23 protein-coding genes and 1 pseudogene are annotated in these 23970 nt (G+C 60.7%); 15 read left to right on the forward strand and 9 right to left on the reverse strand.

Annotation, left to right across the window (positions count from 1 at the left end; genetic code table 11):
* Positions 1-519: 519 nt before the first annotated feature.
* Positions 520-729, reverse strand: a complete 210-nt coding sequence (locus XF30_RS39940; RefSeq protein ID WP_349644202.1) for an H-NS histone family protein — start codon at positions 727-729, stop codon at positions 520-522.
* Positions 730-1319: 590 nt separating this feature from the next.
* Between XF30_RS39940 and XF30_RS12630 the strand changes: the two genes are divergently transcribed.
* From XF30_RS12630 to XF30_RS12690, 12 genes are all read left to right on the forward strand, one after another.
* Positions 1320-2039, forward strand: coding sequence for a hypothetical protein (locus XF30_RS12630; protein ID WP_109145688.1), 720 nt, complete (start codon positions 1320-1322; stop codon positions 2037-2039).
* Positions 2040-3757: 1718 nt separating this feature from the next.
* Entirely contained in the window at positions 3758-3967 is a 210-nt protein-coding gene (locus XF30_RS12640; protein WP_036008144.1) for a hypothetical protein, read from the forward strand.
* Between the two features lie 104 nt (positions 3968-4071).
* Positions 4072-4578 carry an A24 family peptidase gene (locus XF30_RS12645; protein ID WP_050996277.1) on the forward strand — a complete coding sequence of 169 codons (507 nt, stop codon included), beginning with the start codon at positions 4072-4074 and terminating at the stop codon, positions 4576-4578.
* Position 4579: 1 nt separating this feature from the next.
* On the forward strand, positions 4580-5548 hold the full coding sequence (gene cpaB / locus XF30_RS12650; protein ID WP_192893116.1) for a Flp pilus assembly protein CpaB: 969 nt from the start codon (positions 4580-4582) through the stop codon (positions 5546-5548).
* A complete protein-coding gene (locus tag XF30_RS12655; RefSeq protein ID WP_036031703.1) occupies positions 5548-6750 on the forward strand; it encodes a CpaE/TadZ family protein in 1203 nt (400 codons plus the stop codon). Before cpaB ends, XF30_RS12655 begins: the two co-directional genes overlap by 1 nt.
* Positions 6747-8129 carry a TadA family conjugal transfer-associated ATPase gene (locus XF30_RS12660; RefSeq protein WP_036008135.1) on the forward strand — a complete coding sequence of 461 codons (1383 nt, stop codon included), beginning with the start codon at positions 6747-6749 and terminating at the stop codon, positions 8127-8129. The genes XF30_RS12655 and XF30_RS12660 overlap by 4 nt, the downstream gene beginning before the upstream one ends.
* Entirely contained in the window at positions 8126-9058 is a 933-nt protein-coding gene (locus XF30_RS12665; protein ID WP_192893117.1) for a type II secretion system F family protein, read from the forward strand. Before XF30_RS12660 ends, XF30_RS12665 begins: the two co-directional genes overlap by 4 nt.
* Positions 9055-9963, forward strand: coding sequence for a type II secretion system F family protein (locus XF30_RS12670; protein ID WP_036008129.1), 909 nt, complete (start codon positions 9055-9057; stop codon positions 9961-9963). Before XF30_RS12665 ends, XF30_RS12670 begins: the two co-directional genes overlap by 4 nt.
* A 2-nt stretch (positions 9964-9965) precedes the next feature.
* Positions 9966-10613, forward strand: a complete 648-nt coding sequence (locus tag XF30_RS12675; protein WP_057026672.1) for a methyltransferase family protein — start codon at positions 9966-9968, stop codon at positions 10611-10613.
* 30 nt (positions 10614-10643) lie between these two features.
* Entirely contained in the window at positions 10644-11138 is a 495-nt protein-coding gene (locus tag XF30_RS12680; protein ID WP_244608941.1) for a hypothetical protein, read from the forward strand.
* 8 nt (positions 11139-11146) lie between these two features.
* Positions 11147-12520, forward strand: coding sequence for a pilus assembly protein TadG-related protein (locus tag XF30_RS12685; RefSeq protein ID WP_036031695.1), 1374 nt, complete (start codon positions 11147-11149; stop codon positions 12518-12520).
* Positions 12520-12936, forward strand: a complete 417-nt coding sequence (locus XF30_RS12690) for a TadE family protein (protein WP_225150331.1) — start codon at positions 12520-12522, stop codon at positions 12934-12936. Before XF30_RS12685 ends, XF30_RS12690 begins: the two co-directional genes overlap by 1 nt.
* Here XF30_RS12690 and XF30_RS37740 read toward each other — a convergent pair.
* The gene (locus XF30_RS37740) at positions 12899-13288 is read right to left on the reverse strand and encodes a hypothetical protein (RefSeq protein ID WP_146207697.1); all 390 of its coding nucleotides are present in this window, start codon (positions 13286-13288) and stop codon (positions 12899-12901) included. The genes XF30_RS12690 and XF30_RS37740 overlap by 38 nt on opposite strands.
* Positions 13289-13387: 99 nt before the next feature.
* Here XF30_RS37740 and XF30_RS12695 point away from each other — a divergent pair, with 99 nt between their 5' ends.
* From XF30_RS12695 to XF30_RS12705, 3 genes are all read left to right on the forward strand, one after another.
* A complete protein-coding gene (locus XF30_RS12695; RefSeq protein WP_036031691.1) occupies positions 13388-15067 on the forward strand; it encodes a type II and III secretion system protein family protein in 1680 nt (559 codons plus the stop codon).
* A 14-nt stretch (positions 15068-15081) separates the two neighbouring features.
* The gene (locus XF30_RS12700; RefSeq protein ID WP_109142901.1) at positions 15082-15486 is read left to right on the forward strand and encodes a hypothetical protein; all 405 of its coding nucleotides are present in this window, start codon (positions 15082-15084) and stop codon (positions 15484-15486) included.
* Between the two features lie 82 nt (positions 15487-15568).
* Positions 15569-16105 (forward strand): tetratricopeptide repeat protein, encoded by a 537-nt coding sequence (locus XF30_RS12705; protein ID WP_085969012.1) that lies wholly within the window; start codon positions 15569-15571, stop codon positions 16103-16105.
* Between the two features lie 37 nt (positions 16106-16142).
* Here the strand turns inward: XF30_RS12705 and XF30_RS12710 are convergent, their stop codons facing one another.
* The 7 genes and pseudogenes from XF30_RS12710 to XF30_RS12740 all read right to left on the reverse strand — a co-directional run bounded on the left by XF30_RS12710 (position 16143) and on the right by XF30_RS12740 (position 23902).
* Positions 16143-16913: a hypothetical protein gene (locus XF30_RS12710; RefSeq protein ID WP_109145690.1), complete on the reverse strand. Its 771-nt coding sequence runs from the start codon at positions 16911-16913 to the stop codon at positions 16143-16145.
* 690 nt (positions 16914-17603) lie between these two features.
* Positions 17604-18617 (reverse strand): TetR/AcrR family transcriptional regulator C-terminal domain-containing protein, encoded by a 1014-nt coding sequence (locus tag XF30_RS12715; protein ID WP_109145691.1) that lies wholly within the window; start codon positions 18615-18617, stop codon positions 17604-17606.
* Entirely contained in the window at positions 18614-19270 is a 657-nt protein-coding gene (locus XF30_RS39805; RefSeq protein WP_283811213.1) for a TetR/AcrR family transcriptional regulator C-terminal domain-containing protein, read from the reverse strand. The genes XF30_RS12715 and XF30_RS39805 overlap by 4 nt, the downstream gene beginning before the upstream one ends.
* 30 nt (positions 19271-19300) lie before the next feature.
* A pseudogene (locus tag XF30_RS12720) lies at positions 19301-20878 on the reverse strand (DHA2 family efflux MFS transporter permease subunit); the annotation flags it as partial.
* The gene (locus tag XF30_RS12725) at positions 20875-21918 is read right to left on the reverse strand and encodes an HlyD family secretion protein (protein WP_244608942.1); all 1044 of its coding nucleotides are present in this window, start codon (positions 21916-21918) and stop codon (positions 20875-20877) included. The pseudogene XF30_RS12720 and the gene XF30_RS12725, both read right to left, overlap by 4 nt.
* Before the next feature lie 89 nt (positions 21919-22007).
* Positions 22008-22655 carry an NAD(P)-dependent oxidoreductase gene (locus XF30_RS12730; RefSeq protein WP_109142903.1) on the reverse strand — a complete coding sequence of 216 codons (648 nt, stop codon included), beginning with the start codon at positions 22653-22655 and terminating at the stop codon, positions 22008-22010.
* Positions 22656-22972: 317 nt separating this feature from the next.
* A complete protein-coding gene (locus XF30_RS12740; RefSeq protein WP_109142904.1) occupies positions 22973-23902 on the reverse strand; it encodes an MBL fold metallo-hydrolase in 930 nt (309 codons plus the stop codon).
* Positions 23903-23970 lie beyond the last annotated feature (68 nt).

Below are 23970 nucleotides of genomic sequence, written 5' to 3' on the forward strand. Positions count from 1 at the left end.
ATCAACGATGGTCGTTCTCGTGCGTAGTGTCCTTAGCATAGTGGGAATATGGCTGCTGGTGAACGTTCTGTTCGTTGTAGCTGTCCTGCCCTCGCGCAGACCGGCACCTACTCGGCACGCAGCGATTCCATCTCCGGCGACGATCAACACGACGGCCGGTCGCTGGGATGGTCGCGAACCACCACTCCTGCAGCGCGGGATGACTCCAGTTGCAATCAGAGTTCTTTTCGTCGTCCTCCTCCTTCCAGCCCTTCGAGCGTGGAATGCGGTTAGGCGGCACTTCAGAGAGCATCACGACTAGAGTCGGGCCATCGTGCGCTTGAGTTCTCGTCGATGTCTTCACTGCGCCGCGGGCCCCCCGAGCGATTCAGCGAGACCGTCAGCCGGATCGCAAGTGCGGTCGCTACGGCCAATGGCTCCAACCATAGTCATGACCCGCGTTAAAACGATAATGTGAAAATCTCAGATCGGGAAACAGCCGGCGCCAGCATTCCCAACCCAAAATGCCGCAATCGGCGCTCAATTTGTCTGCCGCTTTTGAGCTGAAGCCTGATCGATCAGGAAATCGTCCAAGTCTCGGCCGCTTCGAAGCTGCGGCCGCAGCCATCGCGGCTGCCTGCCACGACCCGACCATGTCTCCGCTGGATTCTTCGGATTGCGATATTTGGGACGGACGGGCGGATATGGACGACGGCGCTTGTAATTGAGCCGTGTGACCTCGCTGGCCAGTCTATTCCTCCAAACGTGCTTTTTGCACCAACATTTTCTGAGTGAGTTTGGCGGCGACCTCTTGGTGAAGGGTCCAGAGCTCGTCAACGGAGAGCGAATTAAAATGCGCGGTGTTCATGGCTCCAATCCGAATCTTGGGCAGAAGGCCCGGGCACACAAGTCGGGAATCAGGGAGCAGGCAAGCCGCCAGTTAAATATTGATCGCGCAATCCACATTTAAATCCGCTAGGTGGCAGGGAGAAAGGCGCGACGATGGCAATATCGCGATGGAGTATTTAATTCGTAGCGGGGGTGTCCACGTATCGCGACATCCACGAACTCATCCCTCGGCAAGTTTTGCTTTGGTGTTCGGGAACGGGCGCAACTATCGCAATCGACCGGGCGGCTACGCCGCGGATCGAGGCCCGGCGCAACTCAGATGACCGATGAATCCATCGGCCTATCCTTGTTGCAGGCATCCCTGGAGTGCTGGACCGGCATATAAATTAGGTGGCCAAGAATACCATTAATTCATCGCGTTGCCCGATTTAAGCCGCATGGGGGCCGTTGTCGCCGCTAAGGCTCAAGCGGGGCGCACCCGGGAGTTTCCGATGTCCGGACATTTGCGATTGTACTTCGCCAGTTTGCTCCTTGTCGGAGGTTTTTCGGCGACGCCTGCGTCTTCCAATCCTCTAACCGACTTCTTCAATACTGCTACGTCCCAACCCACGGTAACCACCCCTCCGCCGCAAGCCGAATGCGCGCCGCGTCCCGGTACCTCGACCAGTGGCGGACAGCATTGGGTCTACCGAACGGACGGTCGTCGCAGATGCTGGTTCCTGGCCGAGGGCATCGCGACGGTGAAGAAACCCATTCGGGCTCCCGCGGCCAAAGACCGTAGCGCCAGTTTCGACGAGAACCGGACCACGCAGACCACGCGGAGCGTGATCGTTGATGCGCGTGCGGAGTTGCTGCGCTCTGCACCGCCCGAGCAATCCCAGACGCCTGTAACGGAAATGCAGGTAGCAGATGCCACTTCCGATCTCGGCACGGGTGCTACCCTGATGTCGGCGGCTCCCGTCGGAGATATTCCCCGCAACCAGCTCAAGCGCGAACACTCCGTGCCGGATCAAGTCAACGTTGGGCAGTTTCTCGCCGCCGCGCCTGCCGACCCATCTCAAGATATGCCGCTGGGCCCGCGCACTGCAGAGGGGCACGACGAAGCGCGCAGCTGGACGGGCTGGCTCGGTGGGCTGCTGATGACGCTTGGTGGCCTCTCGCTCTTAAGCTCGAGCCACACGCTTCGGCACGCAGTGAGACTACGCCACTGAGGTGGCGACATACGAGGTACTGCCGCCGCGCGACCGACGGATTGAACGAGCAGGTATCGCCGAACTGCCACGTACAATGGTTCCGTTGCATCGCACTTAGTTTGGCGCTGCCTTAACCGGACATTCGGGTACGATGATCGTCACCTTTTTGGATCGGACGGCATCATGCGGTATAAGGTTTTCGTGGTGGACGGCAGCCGGCAAGTGATCTGCACTGCAAAGCTCGACTGTATTGACGAGCAGGCGGCGAGACGCCGAGCCGAGCAAATGCATGACGAGCACGACGTTGAGCTTTGGGAAGGCGATCGGCTCGTTGCGGTGTTCCGAAGTGCAACGTCGAGTGAAAGTCGGAGCTAACGCCCGACCCTGAATGGGCGGCCGGTCTCGCCGCCGAGTTCGTTCAAGTGTTGTGAGGCACCCCGGCCTGGCTGGTTGGCGACGCGTCGTAGCGACGTCATCGCCGAGGCTCGCTAGGCGCAGATGAAAGCCGCCCAGTCCTCTTTCAAGGTAGAGGTGGACGCGAGGAACGCGGGCAATCCGTGCATCGAATCGCGCGAGTGAGCCGGGTCATCCTTCGGATCCGGCGGGTCTCTAAACGGCTCTAGCTCTGCCGCTCGCTTTGGTACGCCGCCTTCTGCCGATTGGTTTTGTTTCTAGATGTCGGAGCTTACTTCGAAGTTTCTCCACCTCTCTGAGCTCCTCCAGAAGCGCCTGGTGCCGTTCGCTCAGAACAGCACTAGAGGAAATTTGACGCATACTCATCACATGCCTCAGAAAAGGACTTAACTAGGAAGTCGACGAAAACGGAAGACAAAGAACGCCCGACTGAAGCTCAATGAGCTAAGGCCGCGGCGGCCAGATGCTCCCAGTACTCTGCCTCTGCAAGCAATTTCCAGCTTCGCGCAGGTTGGAGTACGGCAGTCTGACGGCAAAGCAAGGCCATTGCGCGAAAGCGGCGGGCAGCTTCCATTCCAACCTCCCATGTTTTCTTTTCCCCAACATATTTTTTAATTTTGTGATGGAGTCATCATGATTATATACGATAATAAAATAATCGGTTGTTTTGCTTTTCTCCGCACCCCAGGGCAGATGCGCCGGCTACCGAGCCCGTAACAATGATGACGGGTCCTGGCTGCGCGCTACGCTCTAGAGCGTACCACCATCCCGCGATGGTCCGCCTCGCAAGGTGGGGTCCAGGAGCCTCTATGATTGCGGCACACCGGTGCAACTGACGGGAATCATGCGGCTGCAAGGCAGCGATCAGTGCGATCGGAATCTTCGAACGGATCACCTCACCCGTCGTGACAGATGTGCTGCGTCGCGCCTTCGCACGTCGCGAAATTGCTCCATGTGCGCGGGCCAGGGGCGCAGCATCCGGTCGATTATATCGCCCTCACATGATTACCTATTAATCTTATTATAACGCTGCTCATCCGTAATAATCCGGTGATTGCTTACCGACTCCAGCCAGCGCTCTGCCCAGGATCCGATTGTTGGTTCGGCTATCGTATTTGATTTACGGCGCTTTTGTCGATTCTGAGATTGTTGTGACGGCTCGCTTCGCAGTGCGTCGATTTAAAATCGGAATTATATATTAAATGTTGACGCTAATAAGTATTTAATGAATAGTTTGTCGCTGGCGGGGCCGGAGATAAATCCGCAGCCGCTGAAGTTGCCAAGGTGTCTGAAAAATCCATCTTGAAAGAAGGGATTCCTCTATGTTGCATCATTTCATCGAGACCAAGGAAGCGTTGAAGCGTCTGCGGACGGACCAGGACGGCGTGGTGTCATTCGAGTACATCATCGTCGCGGTTTGCATCATCGGCGCAGTGTCAGCTGTGTTCGGCGTTGGGGCCGGCGGTGCGATCGGAACCGCGCTGACAGGCGGGATCACCGCGATCACCACCGCTTTTACTGCGGCAGTCTGATACGGCCGTCCGGCCAGAGGGGGGCATCGGAATGTGTCCCCCTCCGAATGTTATTTCTCTCCATTCTTATTGGTGCTGTGCCTTCCCACCACCCTGAGGCATGCATGAGCTGGGTTTCTTCCATCGTCTCGATACTGGAAATCTCGTTGTTGCTGTATGTCGCAACGCTCGACGTCGCGACCCGCACGATCCGAAATGACGTCTGTCTCTTGCTGGCGCTGCTCGGGATCGCCCGTCAGCTTGCCAGCCCAATGCAACTTGCCGAATCCCTCATCGCCGCGACGCTCCTGTTCCTGCTGCTGCTCGCGCTCTACCAGCGTGGCGGGATTGGCGGGGGCGACGTCAAGTTACTGGTAGCTTTGGCCATTGGCCTGCCGCCGACGGGCTTGATTGAGTTGCTGGCGGTAACCGCGCTGGCCGGGGGCGTTCTTGCCCTGGTGCATCTGGTGATGCGCGTCCTACCATATCCGAAATTGGCGCCGGTCGGTTCGTCGCTCGCACGGCGCGTCTACGCGATCGAGCGCTGGCGCCACGTGCGACACGCGCCCCTGCCTTACGGGGTGGCCATAGCGTGCGGTGGCATCTGGACCATCTCGAGCAGAGGATTTTGACATGTCATCCACGTTGCGCCTCTCGATCATCCTTGTGCTCTTGCTCGCAACCACCGCATTCGGGCTGATCGCCTACAACATGAACCTGCCGAAACAGGTTCCGGTAACGGTTACGGCGCAAGGGCCGGCGCCTCCTTCGACTGTCGGGTATTTTGTCGCGGCACGTCCGCTGTCGAAAGGTACATTGGCCCGCGAAGAAGATTTCGCCGTGCGCTCGGTGTCGCCTGAACGCCTTCCCGCAGGGGCGATCCTGGAAACACCGGACTCGAAGGCCGGACTTCCCGGCTCTCTGGTCCGCAAGTTCGTCGACGCTGGCAGTCCCATCACCTTGCAGGACGTATTGCGACCTCGGGATCGTGGCTTCCTGGCCAGCGTCCTGGCACCGGATAGCCGTGCAATCAGCATCAAGGTGGACGAGGAGTCTGGCGTGTCGGGGCTGATCAGGCCGGGTGATCATGTTGATGTCTTGTTGACCCAGGTGTTCGAGAAGGCAGATCCCGCGCGCCGGGCCCTGAGCGAGACAGTTCTAGGAAACGTTCGAGTCATCGCGATTGACCAGGAAATCATGCAGGGTGGCCGAACCGTAAGCTCGGTAGCCGGCTCGGTGGCCGGCAAGCAAGCGCAGACTGTATCGTTGGAGCTTGCCCCGGACCAGGTCAAGAAGATCACGGTCGCAAGGCAGCTCGGAACGCTTTCCCTGGCGGTGCGGGCCGCAGTCGAGCAGTGGGATACGGCGGACACTGGCGCCATGTCCAGCTGCGATGTGTCGCCGGAAATCGCCCGCCAAAATGCGATTGCCGGCCGGACAGCAGCGGTCGTTGTTCATTCCGGTGGTCAGATAAAACAATACTCCGTCAGGAAACAGGAATCTGCCGACGGCGACGTTCCGATCAACTGCGACGGGTCGGAAGTGTCCCGCCGCGGAGCGACGATGGTGGTTCAGGCAGGCAAGTTGCTGGAGAAACGTTGATGAGCGTTAACATAGCGGCCCTCAGCACTCCTGAAGAAGCGACCTCTGTTGTCGCCCGCAATCGAATCGTCTGCTTCGTCAATGACGAATTGAGTGCCGCGGCTCTGCGCAAGGGCCTTGAAGGCAGCAATATTTCGATCAAGCGGGGCACGATCCGCAATGCCATACGGATGCTCGAAACGGACACCGAACTATTCGCCCTGGTGACGGACATCAGTGGTATCGATGATCCATTTGCCGAACTGGAGCGGCTGGCCGGCGTCTGTCCGCCCGATGTCCGGGTGGCTCTGATCGGTGAAAGCAGGGAGATCACCTTCTATCGCGCGCTTATGGAGCTCGGCCTGACCGAGTACCTGCCGAGACCGATCACGCGGGACATGGTGCTGGACCAGCTGCGCCCAAAGCTGCTGGGCGATCGTGCGCCGGCGCCGACCGACCGAGGCGGGCATGTGATCTCGATCTGCGGCGCGCAGGGCGGTGCCGGCGCAACGAGCATCGCCATCAATCTCGCGCTGCAACTGGCGGAGACCACCAAGGCCAAGGTCGCGCTGCTCGATCTTCATCTTCAAGGCGGCGAAACAGCCGTGATGCTGGGTGTTCAGCCCGGACCAGGCCTGCGCATCGCCCTGGAGAATCCGATGCGGGCGGACACGTTGTTCCTCGAGCGCGCCGCAATCGCAGTCAACGAGCGAGTCAGCCTGATTTCCGCCGATGAGGAACTGGACGCTCAGCTCGACATCACCGAAGCGGGCGTGAGGCACGTCCTTGGCCTGCTCCGCCAACGATTCAACTACATCGTGGTCGATGTCCCGGTCCCGTTTCCGTCATCCATCCATCCGGTGATTTCTCTTTCCCGGCACGTGCTGGTGCTGCTGGAGGCGGAGGTGACCGGACTTCGCAATGCCCACGCACTGCGGGCCGCCGTCACCAACATTGCCGGCAGGGATCGGGTCTTCACCTTGCTGAACCGTGCCAATCGCCCGGGGGGCCTTCCCAGGGCCGCGGTGGTCAAGGCGTTGGGGACAGAGCCTGACATGGTCGTACCCGATCTCGGGAAGGGCATGACCCAGGCGGTCAATCTCGGAATTCCCGCGCTGAAGCACGTATCTGCACTGCGACGCCATCTCGCGCCGATCGTACGGGAGATCACGGGGCTTGGCGCCGAGCAGAAGGGACGGCTGCGGAGGCTGCTGGGGCTATGAGAAAGTTTGGTAGGCGCGACGAGGAAACGCCGGTTCGCTTGCCTGCATCGACGCCGAGCTTGGCTGCAACGACGCCAAGCGTGCCTGCATCAACCTCAAGGCGCGACGAGGCTTCGATTGACCGGCCGGTGATGCCAGCTTCACTGCGCGAACGCGTCATCGAGCAGATTGAGCCATCGGTGGCCGCAACTGTTTCGCGTGACGTCCTTCGGCGCCAGATCGAGGAAATCATCCATGGCATCGCCAATGAGGAACGGCTCGAACTGTCGGGTCGCGAGCAGCTTCAACTGGCGGACGAGATTGCCGACGACATGACCGGCTATGGGCCGCTGCGTCCGCTTCTGCTCGATCAATCGATCAACGACATCATGATTAACGGGCCGAGCAACGTTTATGTCGAACGAGCCGGCAAGCTGGAGCGGATCGCGGTGCGCTTCCGCGACAATGATCACATCGCATCGGTGGCCCAGAAAATTGCCGCGCAAGTTGGACGGCGCATCGACGAATCCAGTCCGATGGTGGATTGCCGCTTGTCCGACGGCAGCCGCGTCAACATCATCTTCCCGCCGCTGGCGATCCACAGCCCCTGCATCTCGATTAGAAAGTTTCCGAGCCGCCGCCTGGATATCGCCGCACTGATCGAAAACGGCTCGATGACCGCAGCCGTCGGACAATTGCTGGAGATTGCCGCCCGGTGTCGGCTCAATGTCCTGGTCTCCGGCGGCACCGGGTCCGGCAAGACGACGCTGCTCAACGCCATGAGCCAGTTCATCGATCACAGCGAACGCGTCGTCACCATCGAGGATGCGGCGGAGTTGCAGCTCCAGCAGCCGCACGTGATCAGCCTGGAGACCCGGCCTCCCAGCCTTGAAGGCACGGGGCAGGTGACACAGCGCGATCTGTTGTGGAATGCGCTGCGCATGCGTCCTGACCGGATCGTCGTGGGCGAGGTGCGCGGCGCCGAAGCGTTTGACATGCTGCAGGCGATGAACACCGGCCATGATGGTTCGATCTCCACGGTCCATGCCAATAGTGCTCGCGACGCCCTGACCCGCATCGAGAACATGGTGCAGATGGGGCAGGTGAATCTGCCGTCGCGAGCCATTCGAACTCAGATCGTCGCTGCACTGGATCTCATCGTGCAAGTCGAACGCATGCGCGATGGGCAACGTCGCATTATCCAGATCAGCGAGGTGATGGGGCTGGAATCGGATGTGATCACCACCAATGACATCGCAACATTCGAATACCAGGAGGAGGACGACAATGGGCGGATCTCGGGCACTTACCGGGCCACCCTTGCAGTCCCGAAATTCAAGAGCCGTCTCGTCTATTTCGGGCTCGATCGCGCCTGGGCCGAGGCAGTGAGGCAGATATGATACCTGAGGCCGTGATCGTCGCTGTTCTGGTGCTCGCGATGTGCGCAGCCGTCGGCTCGTTATGGCTCGACGGCCGGGAGCGACGCATGGACCGCCGGCTGGCGGTCGCTCTACCGGCCTCCCATCCGGCCAGCCTGCCATCCATTCGCCGGGCGGAAACCGGCTCCCGATATCTGCTTCTCCACCGTTTGGCCAATTACAGGCCCGAGATGGTTCACGCCTGGCATCCGGCGTATGTGCTGCTTGCTGCCGCTATCGCCGTAGCAGCGATCTTCTACGCTAATCGCCTGCTGGGATTTTCCGTTTTCTACGTGTCTGTCGCGGCTGCGGTTGCCGCCGTGGTAGTCGTGCGAGGTCTGTTTGGCTGGCAGCAACGTCGGTTCGCCAGTCAACTCTTCCGGCAGCTGCCTGACGCCATTCAGCTGGTGACGAGTACGGTTCGATCGGGTCTGCCTGTGCACGAAGCATTTCGCACCATCGCGCGCGAAATGCCGCAACCGACGTCTGGACAATTTGCAATCGTGTGCAGCGAAATGAATCTGGGAAGACCTCCGGAGGAAGCCGTCGAAGGCGTCTATCGGCGAACGCAAGTGGCAGAGTATGCGATGTTTGCGGTGACACTTGCGGTTCAATTGAAGTCCGGCGGCAGCTTGGCCGAGACCTTGCAGACGCTGGGCGACACGGTGAGTCAGCGTGTTGCGCTCGCTGCTCGCGCCAAGGCGCTGGCGGGAGAAGTGATCTTTTCCTCGCGAGCACTCACGATCTCGCCCCTGATTGCCGGAGCATTGCTATACGCGGCCAATCCGCAGAACGTCGATCTGCTGTTCACTGACCCGACCGGAAACAAGCTTCTGGCTTACGCGGTAGTCTCGGTGCTCATCGGGCATCTGGTGATAAGTTGGATGGTCAGGCGGGAAACAGAACTATGACTTTTGGTCTCGGGCTGGCGGCCCTCGCAGTCGTAGCTGGAACGGCGGCCTTCATGTTGATCATCCGCGAACTACACGTCCGTGCATTGGACACGCGGGTCTCAAACGCCGTGATGGGTATCCCTTACCGTTCAGCCCCCTTCAAAGACCTGACCGGTTGGTTCTCGTGGCTGGGCATGCGCTATCGGCGCTTCTACGCCGAGGAGAATCTGGAGGAGCTACGAACGGTCCTCCACTCATCTGGATTCAATCATCATAGAACCTTGCCGATCTGGATCGGCATCAAGATCGTCAGCATGTTCGCGCTGCCGGTCATTGCGCTGCTTCTGGCGCAACTTTCGGGAAGGAGACCTGCCGACGTGCTGGTCTTCACGCTGATGGGTGTGGTGATCGGAATCTTGGGTCCGCGATTGGCTCTGTCGGTGATGAAGCGGCGCTTTGATGCTGCCATTCGGCTGGGCACGCCGGATATGATCGATTTGCTGATCGTGTGCAGCGAGGCGGGAATGGGCCTGGAAAGCGGGCTGGGGCGTGTCGCCGAAGAAATGAAGTCGACCAATCCTGCCATGGCCTGGGTGCTGCACCGACTCCTTGATGATCTCCGGATACTGCCAAGCCGCGTCGAAGCATTCGAGAATTTGGCGGTCACTTCGGATGGTCTTCGCCGGTTCGGCACGATGATCAGCCAGAGCTTGCAGTACGGAACGCCGTTGGGCCAGGCGCTGCGCAGTATCGCGCTCGACCTGCGGCGGGAACGCATCACCAAGCTGGAAGAAAGGGCGCACAAGTTGGGCGCCAAGCTGACCATTCCGATGGTGCTGTTCCTGCTCCCAGCCATGTTCGTCATCATGGGGGGAAGTCCCGTTCTTCACCTCGTGCGTTCGTTCGCCAGCTTCGGAAAGTAGCCATGAGCACAATTGCCCTCTCCAAGAGCGGATCTTACGACCGGATCATGCGGCTGCTTGGCAGCTTGTGGTTCTTGTTGCTGGCTCTTTGCGTCGCCGTCAGGATTGGGGCGTCGCTGCACGATCCGTGGCCCTCGCTCTTGTCGAGCTTTTGCCTCGGCATCTTCTACATGCTCCTGGCGCTGTTGATCATGACGCGCTCACCGGCAAAGGCGCATGCCGATGGCCTGCTTCCAAGAATAGCTGCCTTCGTCGGCAGCTATCTGCCGTGGTCGATCAGCTTCCTCGGCAAAACCGACGACACGCTGCCCAACCTGGCATCGACGGCTTGCGTGCTGGTCGGCACGATCATGATGCTCGTCACCATCCGACATCTGGGTCGGTCGTTCAGCCTGGTGCCGCAGGCGCGCTCGGTGGTCCAGACCGGACCCTATCGATGGATCAAGCACCCGCTCTATGTCGCCGAAGAAATCGTGGTGCTGGGCGTCGTGCTGCAATACCTGACACCGGTCACGGTGATGGTCCTGGTTCTGCATATAGGCATTCAGGTCTGCCGAATCCTTTACGAAGAAGACCTGCTTCGGCGCAATTGCCCCGAGTATTCGAGTTACGAAGCATCACGTTGGCGAGTGATTCCTTACGTTTGGTGAGCGGCTATGCGTGGCCGGATTGTGGTGGACATGGTTCAGATCGCTGCGGCTCGGGTGACGCGATCGCACGTGGCAAGTCCCCGTGGAGGCAGGCGCGCGTATCGTAAAGGGTCCTTCGTCGCCGATCAGCGCGGCGCCGTCGCGTTTGAGACAGTCATCGTTTACATTTTCATGGTGTCGTTCCTGCTGATGCCGCTTGCCGACGTCGCTGCCGCGGGCTTCCGGTTTATCTCTGCGTGGTCGGCCTTGCGCTCATTCGGACAATACATTCAATACAAGAGTCCGCCCGACCCGGCGGACCCGGGGACTTGGGTGTCGGCGCTACAGACAACGGTCGCCGGGCATACCATCGGCAATATCCAGGTCATGTGCGGAAGCACTGTCTGCAGCTCCGGCACCCTTGGTTCGACTCCCAAGTACTTTACATTTTCGACGACTGTCACTTTGGCCCCGATTGTGTTGACGTCGGTGCTCTGTCCCAACAGTTGCACATACACACTGGCTTATTCAGAACGCTTCCAGTAGGTGTTTTCATGCGCAGTCTGCTCCGTTCCAGACGAGGCTCGGCCGCATTCGCAACAGTCATCGTGCTGATTCCGCTCATCGGCGTGGTCGCACTCGGGGCCGAGGCGGGATCGTGGTACGTCACCAGGCAGCACGCGCAGAATGCCGCCGATGCAGCGGCCTACTCGGGCGCCCTGCGACTTGCATGCGACAATGCTGGTGTGCTCTGCGATACATCAGTGGATTATCAAGCAAAGGAATTCGCGGCACAGAACGGGTTCTGCAACACCGGCGATACGGCCTATCCGGGCACCAACTGTGCGCCAAGCCTTCCAACGGGAATCTCGCGGGCGGTGCAGATCGACATCGGCAGCTATAGTGCGGGTGCGTTCACAACGCCGCCCGCAGGAGGCGGCGGTAACGCCGTTCGCGCCCTCGTCAGTCAGCAACAGCCGGCCTACTTGTCGGCAGTGCTGGGTTTGACGACCGTCAACATCCCCGCCCAAGCCATCGCTCTGGTCGAACTGCCGAGCAAGGTGTGCGCCTTGGCGCTCGGACCTGATCCGAACGGCGGCGGAGGGGCGCTTAAGATTGCCGGTAACGTCAGCAACAACGGCACGGGTTGCCCGATAATGTCGGATGCCAGTGTTCAGTTTGCCAGCACTGCCTCTTTCACCGGTTCGGGATGGGCCGTCTTGGGTGTAACCGGCTGTAGTCCAGCCAGCACCTGCGCCAATCCCGGCGTCACGTACAACTATTTCATGCCGTATGCCAACAATCCACTTAGCAAATTGGACAGCCAATCGTTCAATAGCTTGACCTCGAGCGGGAAGCCAAACGATTTGGCATGCAGTGGTACGTTGACGCCTAATACCCCGCCGAGCAGCACTAACCTGTACCGCAACCTAACGTGCACGACCGGGAACGCGGTAGATTTTAGTCCGGGCACGTACTTTTTCTACAATGGCACGATAAGATTCAATGGCGGAACCATCACTTGCAGTGCCTGCACACCCTGGCCACCGGCTGGCACAGGTTTAGGCGTCACTCTTGTATTACTCGGGGATTCCAGCATTTCCATCTCTGGCGGCGCTGTAGTTAATCTGTCCGCGCCTTACACCAACACTTTCTCTTCTGATCTGAACGGCGTTCTGATTGATGATCAAGCACCGAGCAAGAGCAGTAATCAGGTCACCATCAACGGTGGTTCGGTTAAGCTGGGTGGTGCGATGTATTTCCCGCACGTCGACGTGACCTGGAACGGAGCGACGCAAAGTACCAATACGACCTGTTCACAAGTGATCGCCAAAACTCTCACCATGGGCGGTGGCGGCTTCCTGAGCACGGATGGATGTAATCCGGTCACCGTCCCTTACACCCAAGTTGTCCGCTTGGTGCAGTGATGAGAAAGCTCGATCAGCGGGGCATCGCATCGTTCGAGTTCATCCTCGCCTTTGTGTCCCTTTTCATGTTGATCTTCGCCATCTTCGATCTCGGACGCTATGCGATCACGATGCAGTCCTTGCGGACGCTCGCGAGCGCGGGGGCCCGAGCGGTCATGATCAACTGCTACACGCCTGCCTTGCTTCAAAGCCCGCCTCAGTCGCCGTCAAGCTGCGCGGGCGATCCCATGTCCACAACCGCAAAGCAGACTGCCGCGCCGTTCCTGTATCGCGGCGGTCTCACGCCGACGCTGAGCGTGGCATCCAGCGGCACCAATTTGACAGTGACCGCTTCTCAAGCCGGCTTCACCATGCTGATGCCGATATGGGGTACGACGCTCAATGCACCGAGCGCGTCAACGCAAATTCCCTTCTAGGCAAAATATGGCAACGTGCCTTACCCATCTTGGCCGACATCGCCTCGGGTCGGCGCTCGAGCTGGACAAACCCCTCGGAATCGAACTGCGCCAAAGCAATCTGAGCCTGGCCAAGTGCCGTTTGGAGACGACGAGCCGACGCCGTTCGATCGTGAGCCACGACGGAATCGCGCAAACGTGGTCGTGCTGCAGCAGTTCTGAACGGAGCTGCAGAGAGAAATGATGCGCGCCCGCAACATTGGAAAGTTTTCTTTGCCACTTGAGGCTGTGCGGTAAGCGTCTCTTCTTGCACGCAGGCAGCATCAAGGACGATGATCTTGGAAACGCGAAGTAACGAATTGTAGTCGGACATCTTGTAAGCTCTGCGGCGTGGTGCGCAGAGGGGAACTATTGGGGATATCGAGCACGTAGATTTGCGGGGGAGCCGCGGATCGCAGCTGGGGGGACTCGAATGGGTGGCGGTCGCATTTCGGGTAAGATAAGGAGGCTTCTCGCCTTCAGCGTGATGGGTCTTGGGGCGGCGCTCGCCTCCTTTGCGTCCGCTGACCCCGCGACAGCGGCAGACCGGCGGGGCTCCTCCGGCGGCGGCGTCTTCGTCAGCGAAATGAACGACGTCCAGCGGGTCAAGGTGGTGGTCAACAAGTCACGCACCTTCAAGGTCGATACGGCTTTCGCAACTATCGTGGCCGGCTCGCCCGACATTGTGGACGTGAAGTCGCTCAGCGATCACCTGATCTACGTCCAGGGCAAGCAGACCGGCACCACCAACGTCATCCTGCTCGACTCCTCGATGAAGCAGATCGGCATCCTCGACGTCGAGGTCGTGATCGATACCACCAATCTCCAGCAGAACATCCGCAGCAGCACTGGCGGGCACGGGATCCGCGTCTCGGCTTCCGAGGGCCAGGTGGTGCTTAGCGGAACGGCGGCCGATGCGGTTACGGCCGAGCGGGCCATGGCGATCGCCACGAGCACCGTTGCGAAAGGCGGAGTCGTCGTCAACGCAATGAGTGTCGCGGCGCCGCAGCAGGTGATGCTGGAGGTGCGCTTTCTCGAGGTGAGTCGGGAGGCTGGCCGCAACCTAGGCGTCAATCTGTATGCGGCAAATGCCAATGGCACCAACGTCGGCAATACCGGCCTTGGTTCAACTACAGCCGTCGGGCGGGCGCCGATCGGCGGCATCAATAACATCACCAGAGTGCCCACCACCGGCAGCAACACTAGCGCCCTTACCACCAGCAGCACTCCTGTTGGCGCCAATCCTGCTGGCAGCCTTCCGATACTCGGAACTTTGGGGACGCTCGCCGGTACAGCGGGAGGTATTGCGCCGGCCCCGTTCGGAAGCTTGTTGACCAGCATTATCAGGACCACCAGCGGCGGCTCGGTGGACTTGTTGATCTCGGCGCTGGAAACCAAAGGATTGGCGCGCCGGCTGGCCGAGCCAAACTTGACCACGTTGTCCGGCGATGCCGCGCGCTTCCTCGCCGGCGGCGAGTTTCCGGTACCGATACCGACCCAGACCTCGAATGGCTTTCCCACGATCACGATCGACTACAAGAAGTTCGGTGTCGAACTGGCCTTCGTCCCCACCGTGCTCTCGCGCGGCGTGATCAACCTTCGGGTCGAGCCGTCGGTCAGTGAGCTTGATTTTGCCAATGCGGTGACGATCCAGGGGACGACTGTTCCTGCGCTGACCCGCCGCGACGCGCGCACCACGGTTGAGTTGCGCGATGGCCAGAGCTTTGCGATCGCCGGCCTGCTGCAGACCCGGAATCGCCAAGACGTTTCGCAACTGCCATGGATCGGCTCCGTGCCGGTGATCGGAAGCCTGTTCAGCAGCAAGTCGTACCAGCAGGAGGAAACCGATCTCGTCATCATCGTGACGCCGCGCCTAGTCGCGCCGGCCGCACCCGGTCAGCAATTGGCGTCGCCGCTCGACTCCCGCCTTCCGGCCAACGACGTCGATTTCTTCCTCAATGGCCAGATGGAAGTGCGCAAGCGTTACAATGACTACGTCAACTCCGGCGGCGACGTTAAAGGACCCTATGGTCACATCATCGCTCCCGAGGTCACTGCGACCATTCCGGCACCGGCCGTTGCGAACCAGCCGGTCGTAAAAACGCTCAACTGAGAAGGAAGCGGGAGATGACCATCAGGTATCTGGCTCTGTTCGCACCGCTGCTGCTCGGGGGATGTTACGGGGTGGCCGGTCATGACGAGGTGGACCGCTATTTCCAGCGTTCAGACACCATCACGATGAGTGCCGGCAATGCCAAGGAGGTCAACGCGGTCACCCACACAATCCATCCATGGCCGCGAAACGTCGGTGATCGCAGGATCACGTACGACGCCCGGCGCGTGGGCGCCGCCGTGACTCGCTATGGCAACACGAAACAGCCGGTGGATCAGCTTCCCGACATTGGCGATGCGACGAAACAAATGGGCGTGCGGACTGCCCCAACCCAGAACGTCAACATAGAAGGATTGGGGGCTGGATCGACTGCTGGAGTATCAGTGCCGGTTGGTGGAATAGGCGTAGGCGGCAGGTAACGATTTTTAGTGCGTGGTTTTGGCGATGTTGTTTGCGAACGGCGCAGTGAAGTTGCTGCGACGTGCGGGGGACCGAGGGGTTATGCGACGTATCATCTTCATGCTGACCTGTTGCTGGTTGGGGATCGGCCTTGCGGGGTGTGATCATACGCTGAGGCAGGCTGCCGTCGTCGCTCCCGTCGAGCCGCCTGGGGGGGACCCCGTGCAGGAGCCGACGGACGTCAAATATTATCCCTCGGACGAGCCGGTACGGCTGGGCTTGGAGCATTTCAACCGCGGCAGCTACGGGTTAGCCAATCGCTATTTCAGGGATGCGGTCGAGAAATCGCCGAAGGACGTGACGGCCTGGGTTGGACTCGCGGCGAGCTATGATCGGATACGTCGCTTTGATCTCGCCGATCAGGCCTATGCCCAAGCGATCCGGCTGGGCGGCGAAACCGTGCAGGTCCTGAACGACCAGGGATATTCGTACATGCTGCGCGGCAATCTGAGTGCGGCGCGCCGAAAGTTCGAGAAGGCCTATTCGCTCGATCCAGGCAACCCGGTTATCGCCAATAACCTCGAGCTTCTCAATGGCAGCCGGCGGTTCATTGAAAGACCACCGAACAACCAGCCTTAAGAGGGCGATCGACTACTGCGATCGCGGCCAGTTCTCGTCAATTGGGCCCAATTACAGCATCAGCGTGACGGCTGCCGCTGCGGACGATGACAACAACGCCATTGCGAACGGTAAATCTCGCGCCGAGCAGCTTCCGCACCTTGTCCGTGATCGGAGAGGAAAAGGGAACGGTTTCTCCCACGACGGGATCGCCGACCTTTGTCGTCTCAGTCGCGGGGCCAGCAACTGGTGCAGGCTTGATATAGTCTCGGACAAGCTGAATCTCTTCACGTGACAGGATGAGCGGAGCCTGGTCGCGTTGGATCTCCGACGGCGGTTTGGGTATTCCACGGCTTGCCTTTTCGCGCATCTCGTTCGTGCTTGCGATCTGATCGAGCCTGGCTACGCGTAGCTTGAGTGCGATGATATCACGTTGCAGTGTTGCGATCTCCAATTTGCGCGCGTTGACCTGCATGAAGACAATGATCGCGCAAACGCAACTCACGACGAAGCCGACGCTCAGCAGTGCGATCAACCAGCGCTCGAAGTTTCCCGTCGACCCCCCGGTCGTTCGGGGGAGTTGATCGCGCTGGAGATGGCGCCGCCAGATGCGACGTGCTCGGTCGATCCAATTGGTAGAGCCCGTTACACCGGTCCCTGCCCGGCCCGACCCAAAATGCGCGGGTGACGAGGCGGCTTTCTCTCGGGCCGGTTCAACGGATGACGACGTGTCGACTTGCTCAAGCCCAAGATTGTCGGCGACGCGATCCGCCGTCGTCAGATGCGCGGCAGGGTGGAACGGATCCATCTGCTTATCGAGCCGGCCCATCTCCGCTCTCCATGCAGCCATCTATCAACTTCGCCAGTTCCGCCGACGCGGCGGAATGAGGGTACCCGAGGATTCGATCAATCGGAACGGAAAAGGCTCCAATCCGCCGCGTGAGCCGCTCTAACGGTAGCTTGCAAGAGACACGGCGCCAACCAGGGTCTACCCCGCGGATGCTCCGACCGCGCGGATGTTAGCCGGTGAAATGCAGCACTTTGATCGTGCGACGAACGCCCACTTTCAGTCGGATAAGCCCGGTCGTGCGACCAGCAAGTCATTGATCGTTCTCAACCCAAGGCTGACTCTTAATCAGCGGGTCCCAGGTTCGAGCCCTGGTGCGCCCACCAAGTTCTTCAAGGACTTGCCCTCGCGAACCGTTTGAGACGACCGATTAAAACGGTTTTTCAATCGGTGATTTTGGCGACCAATCGGCGGGGCCACTCTCGGCATTGTGATCTACTTTACCCGCCGAGGCGGAGGCGAAGCCGACTCGAAGGCCGCCCGACAGAACCGCTTTCAACGTTCTGTCTGGATTAGAGCCGGCCGACATAGCCGGCATCTTCCCACTTCGTTTCTTGTCGTCGGCGACGCATGGGGGCAGCTGCGCCGCGCTGCGAGTATGTAGAGAGACCGGCGCATCCTGGCCACGGCAACCCCACCTCACAGTAGGATTGTCGCTGCGAGTGGCACCAGTCATGCCGTCAATGCCGCTCGCGCAACGATTCCTGTCCTCTCGTCAGGCTCGGCGCCGTCGAGAAAGACTTTCACCGCGGTGCGAGCGCGCAAATCGATGTCGGAAAGCGTTGGTACGTCGCCGAGCTGAAGCACGGCCTCCAGATGGACGTTTCCATGGAGCATCCCAAGAAACTGGCGGGCGCCGGCTTCGCAATGTGCTAGATCGATTTCTCCGGCCTGCTTCGCTTTTGCCAGAATTTTCGTAAGGACCGCGATGGCCGGCGTAGGTCCATGTTGCGCGTAGGCCCGTGTCGCATCGGGGTAGCGGTCCGCTTCAAGTATGGCTGTATAACAGACCTCCAGCAACGACGGCGTCATCATCGTTTCGAGGAGAGAGCGCCCAATGATGATGAGCAGTTCCCTGAGTGGCAAGGAAAGCTGGTCGGCACTGACACTCAGCGCGTTGGACGAGTAATGGCTGACGACTTTGGTGAACTGGTCGACGAGAAGTTGCTGCACGTTCTCGCGCCGCGTTGACCTTTCGCGCAGTAGCTGCCGGTAGAGACCGTGCGGCGTCCATGTCCAGCTCGGTCGGCCGAGCAAGAACGCCGAGAGAACCGCGCAGTTCGACCAACCGCGAAGCTGGCTCGCTGTGCCCGGGACCGCTTCGCGGACCCGCAGGATATCGCCCGTCGCACCCCACCGAAGAAATCTGACGGCATCGGCCGGTGGCAGGATCGTCACCATCATGCGCGTCCACCACGGCTCAACGAGCAGCCAACTCCCCGTGCTCGTGGGCCGCATGGCAAAGACATGCTTATGCCTGTGATGGACGAAGCGATGCCACCATTGCCGTCGAAGGCCGGGCACGAAACAGACGATCCAGTCGGCGGGGTCGACTGTCACCAGGGACCCATTATCGTCGATGCTGTTCGCCAGGTCCGCCGGGACGTCGCCGACGACCTTCAGTCTTGAAGGGCTCTCGCTCGGGCCAGACCACCTTGACCGGCCAATATCATTGGCTGCGCTCATCGCTTCATGCTCCTCGTGCTCCCACATCCATGAATGAAGCTTTCGATACTGGCTCTGACGCGGTCGGCGGCTGGGGCTTCCAGGCTCATTGCCGGAGTCAGCATCAGCGCCTGGTAGAGCGGTTCTCTCAATAGTCCCAGCAGTTGCTCGGCGTATAGCTGAGCGTCCGATATCGACAGGATCCCCCGCTCATCTGCTGCGGACAGAAACTCCCGTAGCTTGAGTGTGACAATCGCTTGTCCCGCCTCGTGCACCCGCTTCTTCAGCGCAGGATTGCGTGCACCCTCGGTCATCATCATCCGAACGAAGCCGACCAGGGTGGTCGAGTATTCCTTCCAGGCGACGCGTCCGAACGCGATGAGTGTTTCGCGTGCATCATCTACGGTGCCGGGGCGCGCTCTCCTCACCAATGGCTGCGATATGAGGAAGGCTTTGTGTTCGGCGATCGCGACAATGAGATCGTCGACGCTCTCGAATGCCGATAGAATGTCTTCCGTCGAGTATCCGCTTCGATCCAAGATATTGTCGAGGTCAGCGGGCGCGCCGCTCGGATGGGCGAGGGCCTCGCTGACCGCCAGCACGATCTCGGCGCGAGGGTCTGGCCTCGACACGGCATTGGCTTGGCGGGAGGGTTTCGACGCGGGGTATGTCATGTACGGCTCCTCGGTTCGGGCTAACTGCGCCGCGCGCTTCTTCGCGTGCAGGGCAAACGCGATCTTGATGGTGACCAGAACCGGCGCAGCGATGACGAAAAGAAGAGCGATGGCAGCGAACGCGGTGTCGAAAGCGATCACCGTGGATTGACCGGTGAGGGCTCGACCCAACAGACCCATCGCAGTCCGGCCGGCGGCCACGCTGTCCATTCCTCGTGCTGCGAGCATGGCACTCGTCGTTCCCAGCCGCTCGCTGACCGCGGGAAGGCCTGCGGTGACACTCGCGCCAAGCACCGTGGCATTGGTGGTGACATTGTGGTCGATCATGGTCTGGAGCCCGGCTACCCCCATGAGGCCACCGAGCTGGCGCCCGGCGTTGAAAAGACCGATGCCGGACGCTCGATTGTGGTTGTTGAGGTCGCTGAAAGCGATAAGGGTGATCGACAGGAAAAGGAAGCCAAGTCCAAAGCCGCGAAGCAGGATGGCGGCCATCATGTCGTCGGCGCCACTTTCGCTGGTCGAGCCGGACAGCATCCACATCGCGGCCATGATCATCAGGATTCCGAACGGCACCGTGGCGATAGGGGGAGCGCCCCTGACCTGCATGAGAAAGGCAGCAATGAGGAGCGCGCCGACGAAAAGCGCGCCGCTCGGCAATAGGAGCTGGCCGGCCTCACTTGGCGTGAACGCGAGTACGGACACGGCAAACGACGGGATCAGATACGCGCTGCCGAACAAGGCGGCACCGGCGACGAAACTGACGATGAAGGCGAAGGAGAAATCGCTCGACCGGAACAGGGTGAAATCGAACAGGCCTTGGCTTTTGGCCATCGCTTGTTGGCCGAGAAATGCCAGCAAGGCGGCTGCGCCGATCACGGTCAGCCACGCGATGCGAGGCTCCTCGAACCAGCGCCATCGGCTGCCTTGGTTCATAACATAGGTGAAGCAGAAGAATGTGACTGAGATCAGCAAGAAGCCGACCCAGTCGAACGGAAGGCGCGCAGCCGCAACGGGCCTGGGGCCGTCTGCGATCAGCAGAAGTCCGATAGCGGCGAGGGCTACCGGAACAACGCCGAAGAAGATCCATGCCCACGACTGGCTGTCGATCAACCATCCCTGGAGCGCCGGAGCGATGGTCGCAGGAGCGACCACAGACCCCATCGCAAACAGAGCCTGAAGGATCGGCTGGTAGGATCGCGGATAGGCGAGAAAAATGATCGACTGTCCCGCGACAAGCAAGGTGCCGCCGGAGAAGCCCTGTATGATGCGGAGTGCGACCAGCAGATCTAACCGATACGTGATGGCGGCGATGCCGCAGGCCGTGCCCATGACCAGCGTCGAACCGATGATCAGGCGGCGCGGACTGGTGCGTGTCATGAGCCAGGAGGCGGCCATGAACCCGACTAGCTTTGTTGCGGTGTATCCGATGTCCAGCCAGGCGAACTCGTCGGGAGTCGCATGGGTGTCGCCAATGATGTCGTTGCGTCCGAGCGACAGGACGGTGCTTGCGATTGCCTCCGTCAGAGTGGCGAGCACGATGCCTGCGACAAGAATGCTTCCTGCCGCGCGTCTGTCGTAGCCTGGCGTGGCGTCGGCGATCGCGGTCATGTGCCGCTTCCTCGATCTATTTCGACACGCGCCGACAGGCCAGGCACGACGCGGCCGGGCAATGGATTTCTGTCGAAGCGGATTTTCACAGGCACCCGTTGAACGACACGAATGAAGTTCCCCGTCGCATTGTCAGCGGGGAGCAGGGTGAACGTAGAACCGCTGCCGGGCGCAAAGCTGTCCACCACACCTTCAATCGTCTGGTTCGGATAGCCGTCCACCTTGATGCGGGCGCGCTGACCGGGCCGGATATGTTCGATCTGGCTTTCCTTGAAGTTCGCCACCACCCACACGTCCTTGACCGGAACGATATCGAGCAAGGAGGTGCCCGGCGTGACAAGCCGGCCGACGCGAACCTGGCGGTTGCCGACGACGCCGTCGACCGGCGCATGCACCACGGTGTGGTCGAGATCGATCTGGGCGAGATCGCGTGCGGCGTGCGCTTGCGCCACTGCAGCAAGTGCAGCTTCGCGCTGGCTGGCAAGGACGGCGATGCGTGCCCGCTGGGCCTCCACCGTTGCCGCCGCCGCCGACACCCCCGCCTCGGTTCTCGATAGCGCCGCGTCGCTTTCATCGACCTGCGCCTGGCTGACCGCGTTGGTGCGGATCAGTTCGCGGCGGCGATCGGAGGCCTTTCGCGCCAGATTCAGCTCGGCCACGCTCGCAAGTCTTTGAGCTTCGGCCTGCCGTATCAGGGCATGCTGGAGTTGGATCTCCGCATCGACATTGGTGAGGCGGGCTTGGGCGACTTCGACATTGGCCTCGGCTTGCGCCAGGCGTGCGCGGTAGTCGCGATCGTCGATCCGGAACAGGACGTCGCCTGCACGAACGGTCTGGTTATCCTGAACCTCCACGGCCGTGACGTAGCCTGCAGCCTTCGGCGCGAGCGAGGTCATTTCGCCGCGAATATAGGCGTTATCGGTGAATGTCTCGTTCGAATGGGCATACGCCCAGCCACCAGCCACAAGCACGACAGCGCCGAGGCACAGCACCAAGCCGACCGCCTTCTTGTTAGCATGCACCACAATACCCTCCTGCAACGGTTGTTGTCGCTGACAGCTCTGCCCACTCACTCGCGTTCCGGCCGCCATCGGCGGAGATCGCGGTTCACCGCAATTCGTCGCCAAACCTAGTTGCGCACCGTTATGGCCTTCTTGTATGTCGCGGGGTCATCGAGGATCTTGACCAAATACTCGGCCACGTCCGCGCGGGTGGCTGTTGAGGTGATGTTCCAGCGCAGATCGGTCCCGGCCTTCAGGTTTCCGCGAGCACGCTTGAATGTCAGCGTCGCCGGTCGAACGATCGTCCAATCGCAGTCACTCTCCCGGACAGCTGCCTCCTGCGCCTCCTTGTCTGCCATCACCTCCTTGAGTGCGAGCTTGACCATGAAGCCTGCGCCAAAACTCCCGGTGTGGTAGCTCTCACCGACACTCACCGAGCTCTCAACGATGAGTCGACTCTGGCCTGGAGGCATGGCGGCCAGAATGTTCTTGGTTCCCACCGAGCAAACCGGGACACCGGGCTGGCGTCGACCCAGATCCTCCTTCGCCTGAGGTACCATCCCCAACGTGCAGATCACCGCATCCGCGCCTTGGACCGCAGATGCCACCGAGGCTGCATCCATTGCATCGCCCTTGACGATTCTGAGATTCGGATGCGTCAAGGGCATGCGCTTTGGGTCACGGACAAAGGCGGTGACGACGTGACCCGCGGACAAGGCGGACTCAACGACGAGCCGTCCTGTCGACCCCGTTGAGCCAAAGACAACGACGTTCATCACACTCTCCCATCGCGCGGCTTCGAGGCGCGATCGCCGTGCGGAGGGTCCGTGAAGCCAGCAGCATCTTTGCGCGGACACTCAGGTTGCGCCGGGGTCATCAACGGGAGCGGGCACTCACCGTGGCGGGTGGCTTCCTTGATATACATGTGCATGCAGAAGGCGCAGCCGTTGACCTGCGAGGCGCGCACGGTCTCGTGTTTCATCGAGGTCGAGCTCCAAAAGGATTTTGAGTGAGCGGGCCGCGCTCCGGCGCCGGCAACGCGGCCCTTATCGAATGAAGCGCCTACGAGGCGCCTCTCGATCGAACTGTGCGATCAGTAGTCCCAGAAGACCGGGACCCAACGAAAGGCGTCGCCGTCGACTGCCACATGCCCGACGGACGGGAACGGCAGGTGAGTGGCCACCAGCAGTCCACCGGTCTCAGCCAGTTCCCGCAAAAGACTGATACGAACGCGGGCCGACTCCTCGGGATCGTGTTCGAAGCCGTTGTACCAGTCGGGGTGCTCGAACCCGACCGCGAACACGAGGTCGCCGGCGAACGTCAGCCGGTCGCCGCCGGACGCCACGCGGACCACGCTGTGCCCGGGGGTGTGGCCGCCGGTGCGAGTGACGATCACTCCCGGTGCCACCTCGTACTCCTCCTCGAACGGCCGTAGCTGGCTGCGGTACTCTTTCACGAACCGCTTGGCGGTCGATCGAAGCGCGTCCGGGAAACCCGGCGGCATGGCGACGTGGGAGAAATCGGGCGCCTCCCAGAACTTGACCTCGGCGGCCGCCACGTGGATCCGCAGGTCCGGACGTAGCCGTTCCTTGACCCCTTCGACGAGCAGCCCACCGATGTGGTCCATGTGCATGTGGGTCAGCACCACGTCGGTCACGGACGCAAGATCGATGCCGGCGGCCTCCAGTCGCTTGATCAATTGCCCGGCGCGCGGCAAGTGCAAGTCCGGGTCGAGCCCAAGCCCAGCATCGACGAGTATGGTCCGGTCGCCGCTGCGCACCACGACCACATTCAGCGCCCAATCGTAAGCGTCGGGCGGCAGGAACATGTCTTTCAGCCAGGTCGCCCGGACGGCCGGGTCGATGTTGTGTGCCAGCATCGCGGTTGGGAGCGGTAGCACGCCGTCGCTGACCACCAGCACGTCAATGTCGCCGACCTGAACCGCGTAGCGCGACGGAACCAGTTCGTTGGGCCCCGGTCCGCCGGAGTGTGAGGTGTTGGCTAAGCTCGTGTCGACGTCCATGCTCGATCTCCTGTTTCATGTTCAAGGTACTGGCTGATCTCGGTTGAGTTGGCCGCGCAGCCAGCGAG

The sequence above is a fragment of the Bradyrhizobium sp. SUTN9-2 genome (genome assembly GCF_003122645.1).
GTDB classification, from domain to species: domain Bacteria; phylum Pseudomonadota; class Alphaproteobacteria; order Rhizobiales; family Xanthobacteraceae; genus Bradyrhizobium; species Bradyrhizobium yuanmingense.

What these genes read in the sequence shown, in the direction of transcription:
- XF30_RS12675 (WP_057026672.1), top strand. Translation starts at nt 9,966, where the DNA reads ATGAGCACAATTGCCCTCTCCAAGAGCGGATCTTACGACCGGATCATG.
- XF30_RS12645 (WP_050996277.1), top strand. Translation starts at nt 4,072, where the DNA reads ATGAGCTGGGTTTCTTCCATCGTCTCGATACTGGAAATCTCGTTGTTG.
- XF30_RS12655 (WP_036031703.1), top strand. Translation starts at nt 5,548, where the DNA reads ATGAGCGTTAACATAGCGGCCCTCAGCACTCCTGAAGAAGCGACCTCT.
- XF30_RS12630 (WP_109145688.1), top strand. Translation starts at nt 1,320, where the DNA reads ATGTCCGGACATTTGCGATTGTACTTCGCCAGTTTGCTCCTTGTCGGA.
- XF30_RS12690 (WP_225150331.1), top strand. Translation starts at nt 12,520, where the DNA reads ATGAGAAAGCTCGATCAGCGGGGCATCGCATCGTTCGAGTTCATCCTC.
- XF30_RS12695 (WP_036031691.1), top strand. Translation starts at nt 13,388, where the DNA reads ATGGGTGGCGGTCGCATTTCGGGTAAGATAAGGAGGCTTCTCGCCTTC.
- XF30_RS12740 (WP_109142904.1), bottom strand. Translation starts at nt 23,902, where the DNA reads ATGGACGTCGACACGAGCTTAGCCAACACCTCACACTCCGGCGGACCG.
- XF30_RS37740 (WP_146207697.1), bottom strand. Translation starts at nt 13,288, where the DNA reads ATGTCCGACTACAATTCGTTACTTCGCGTTTCCAAGATCATCGTCCTT.
- cpaB (WP_192893116.1), top strand. Translation starts at nt 4,580, where the DNA reads ATGTCATCCACGTTGCGCCTCTCGATCATCCTTGTGCTCTTGCTCGCA.
- XF30_RS12700 (WP_109142901.1), top strand. Translation starts at nt 15,082, where the DNA reads ATGACCATCAGGTATCTGGCTCTGTTCGCACCGCTGCTGCTCGGGGGA.
- XF30_RS12710 (WP_109145690.1), bottom strand. Translation starts at nt 16,913, where the DNA reads ATGGGCCGGCTCGATAAGCAGATGGATCCGTTCCACCCTGCCGCGCAT.
- XF30_RS12665 (WP_192893117.1), top strand. Translation starts at nt 8,126, where the DNA reads ATGATACCTGAGGCCGTGATCGTCGCTGTTCTGGTGCTCGCGATGTGC.
- XF30_RS12640 (WP_036008144.1), top strand. Translation starts at nt 3,758, where the DNA reads ATGTTGCATCATTTCATCGAGACCAAGGAAGCGTTGAAGCGTCTGCGG.
- XF30_RS12730 (WP_109142903.1), bottom strand. Translation starts at nt 22,655, where the DNA reads ATGAACGTCGTTGTCTTTGGCTCAACGGGGTCGACAGGACGGCTCGTC.
- XF30_RS12705 (WP_085969012.1), top strand. Translation starts at nt 15,569, where the DNA reads ATGCGACGTATCATCTTCATGCTGACCTGTTGCTGGTTGGGGATCGGC.
- XF30_RS12680 (WP_244608941.1), top strand. Translation starts at nt 10,644, where the DNA reads ATGGTTCAGATCGCTGCGGCTCGGGTGACGCGATCGCACGTGGCAAGT.
- XF30_RS12685 (WP_036031695.1), top strand. Translation starts at nt 11,147, where the DNA reads ATGCGCAGTCTGCTCCGTTCCAGACGAGGCTCGGCCGCATTCGCAACA.
- XF30_RS12660 (WP_036008135.1), top strand. Translation starts at nt 6,747, where the DNA reads ATGAGAAAGTTTGGTAGGCGCGACGAGGAAACGCCGGTTCGCTTGCCT.
- XF30_RS12715 (WP_109145691.1), bottom strand. Translation starts at nt 18,617, where the DNA reads ATGAGCGCAGCCAATGATATTGGCCGGTCAAGGTGGTCTGGCCCGAGC.
- XF30_RS12670 (WP_036008129.1), top strand. Translation starts at nt 9,055, where the DNA reads ATGACTTTTGGTCTCGGGCTGGCGGCCCTCGCAGTCGTAGCTGGAACG.
- XF30_RS39805 (WP_283811213.1), bottom strand. Translation starts at nt 19,270, where the DNA reads ATGACATACCCCGCGTCGAAACCCTCCCGCCAAGCCAATGCCGTGTCG.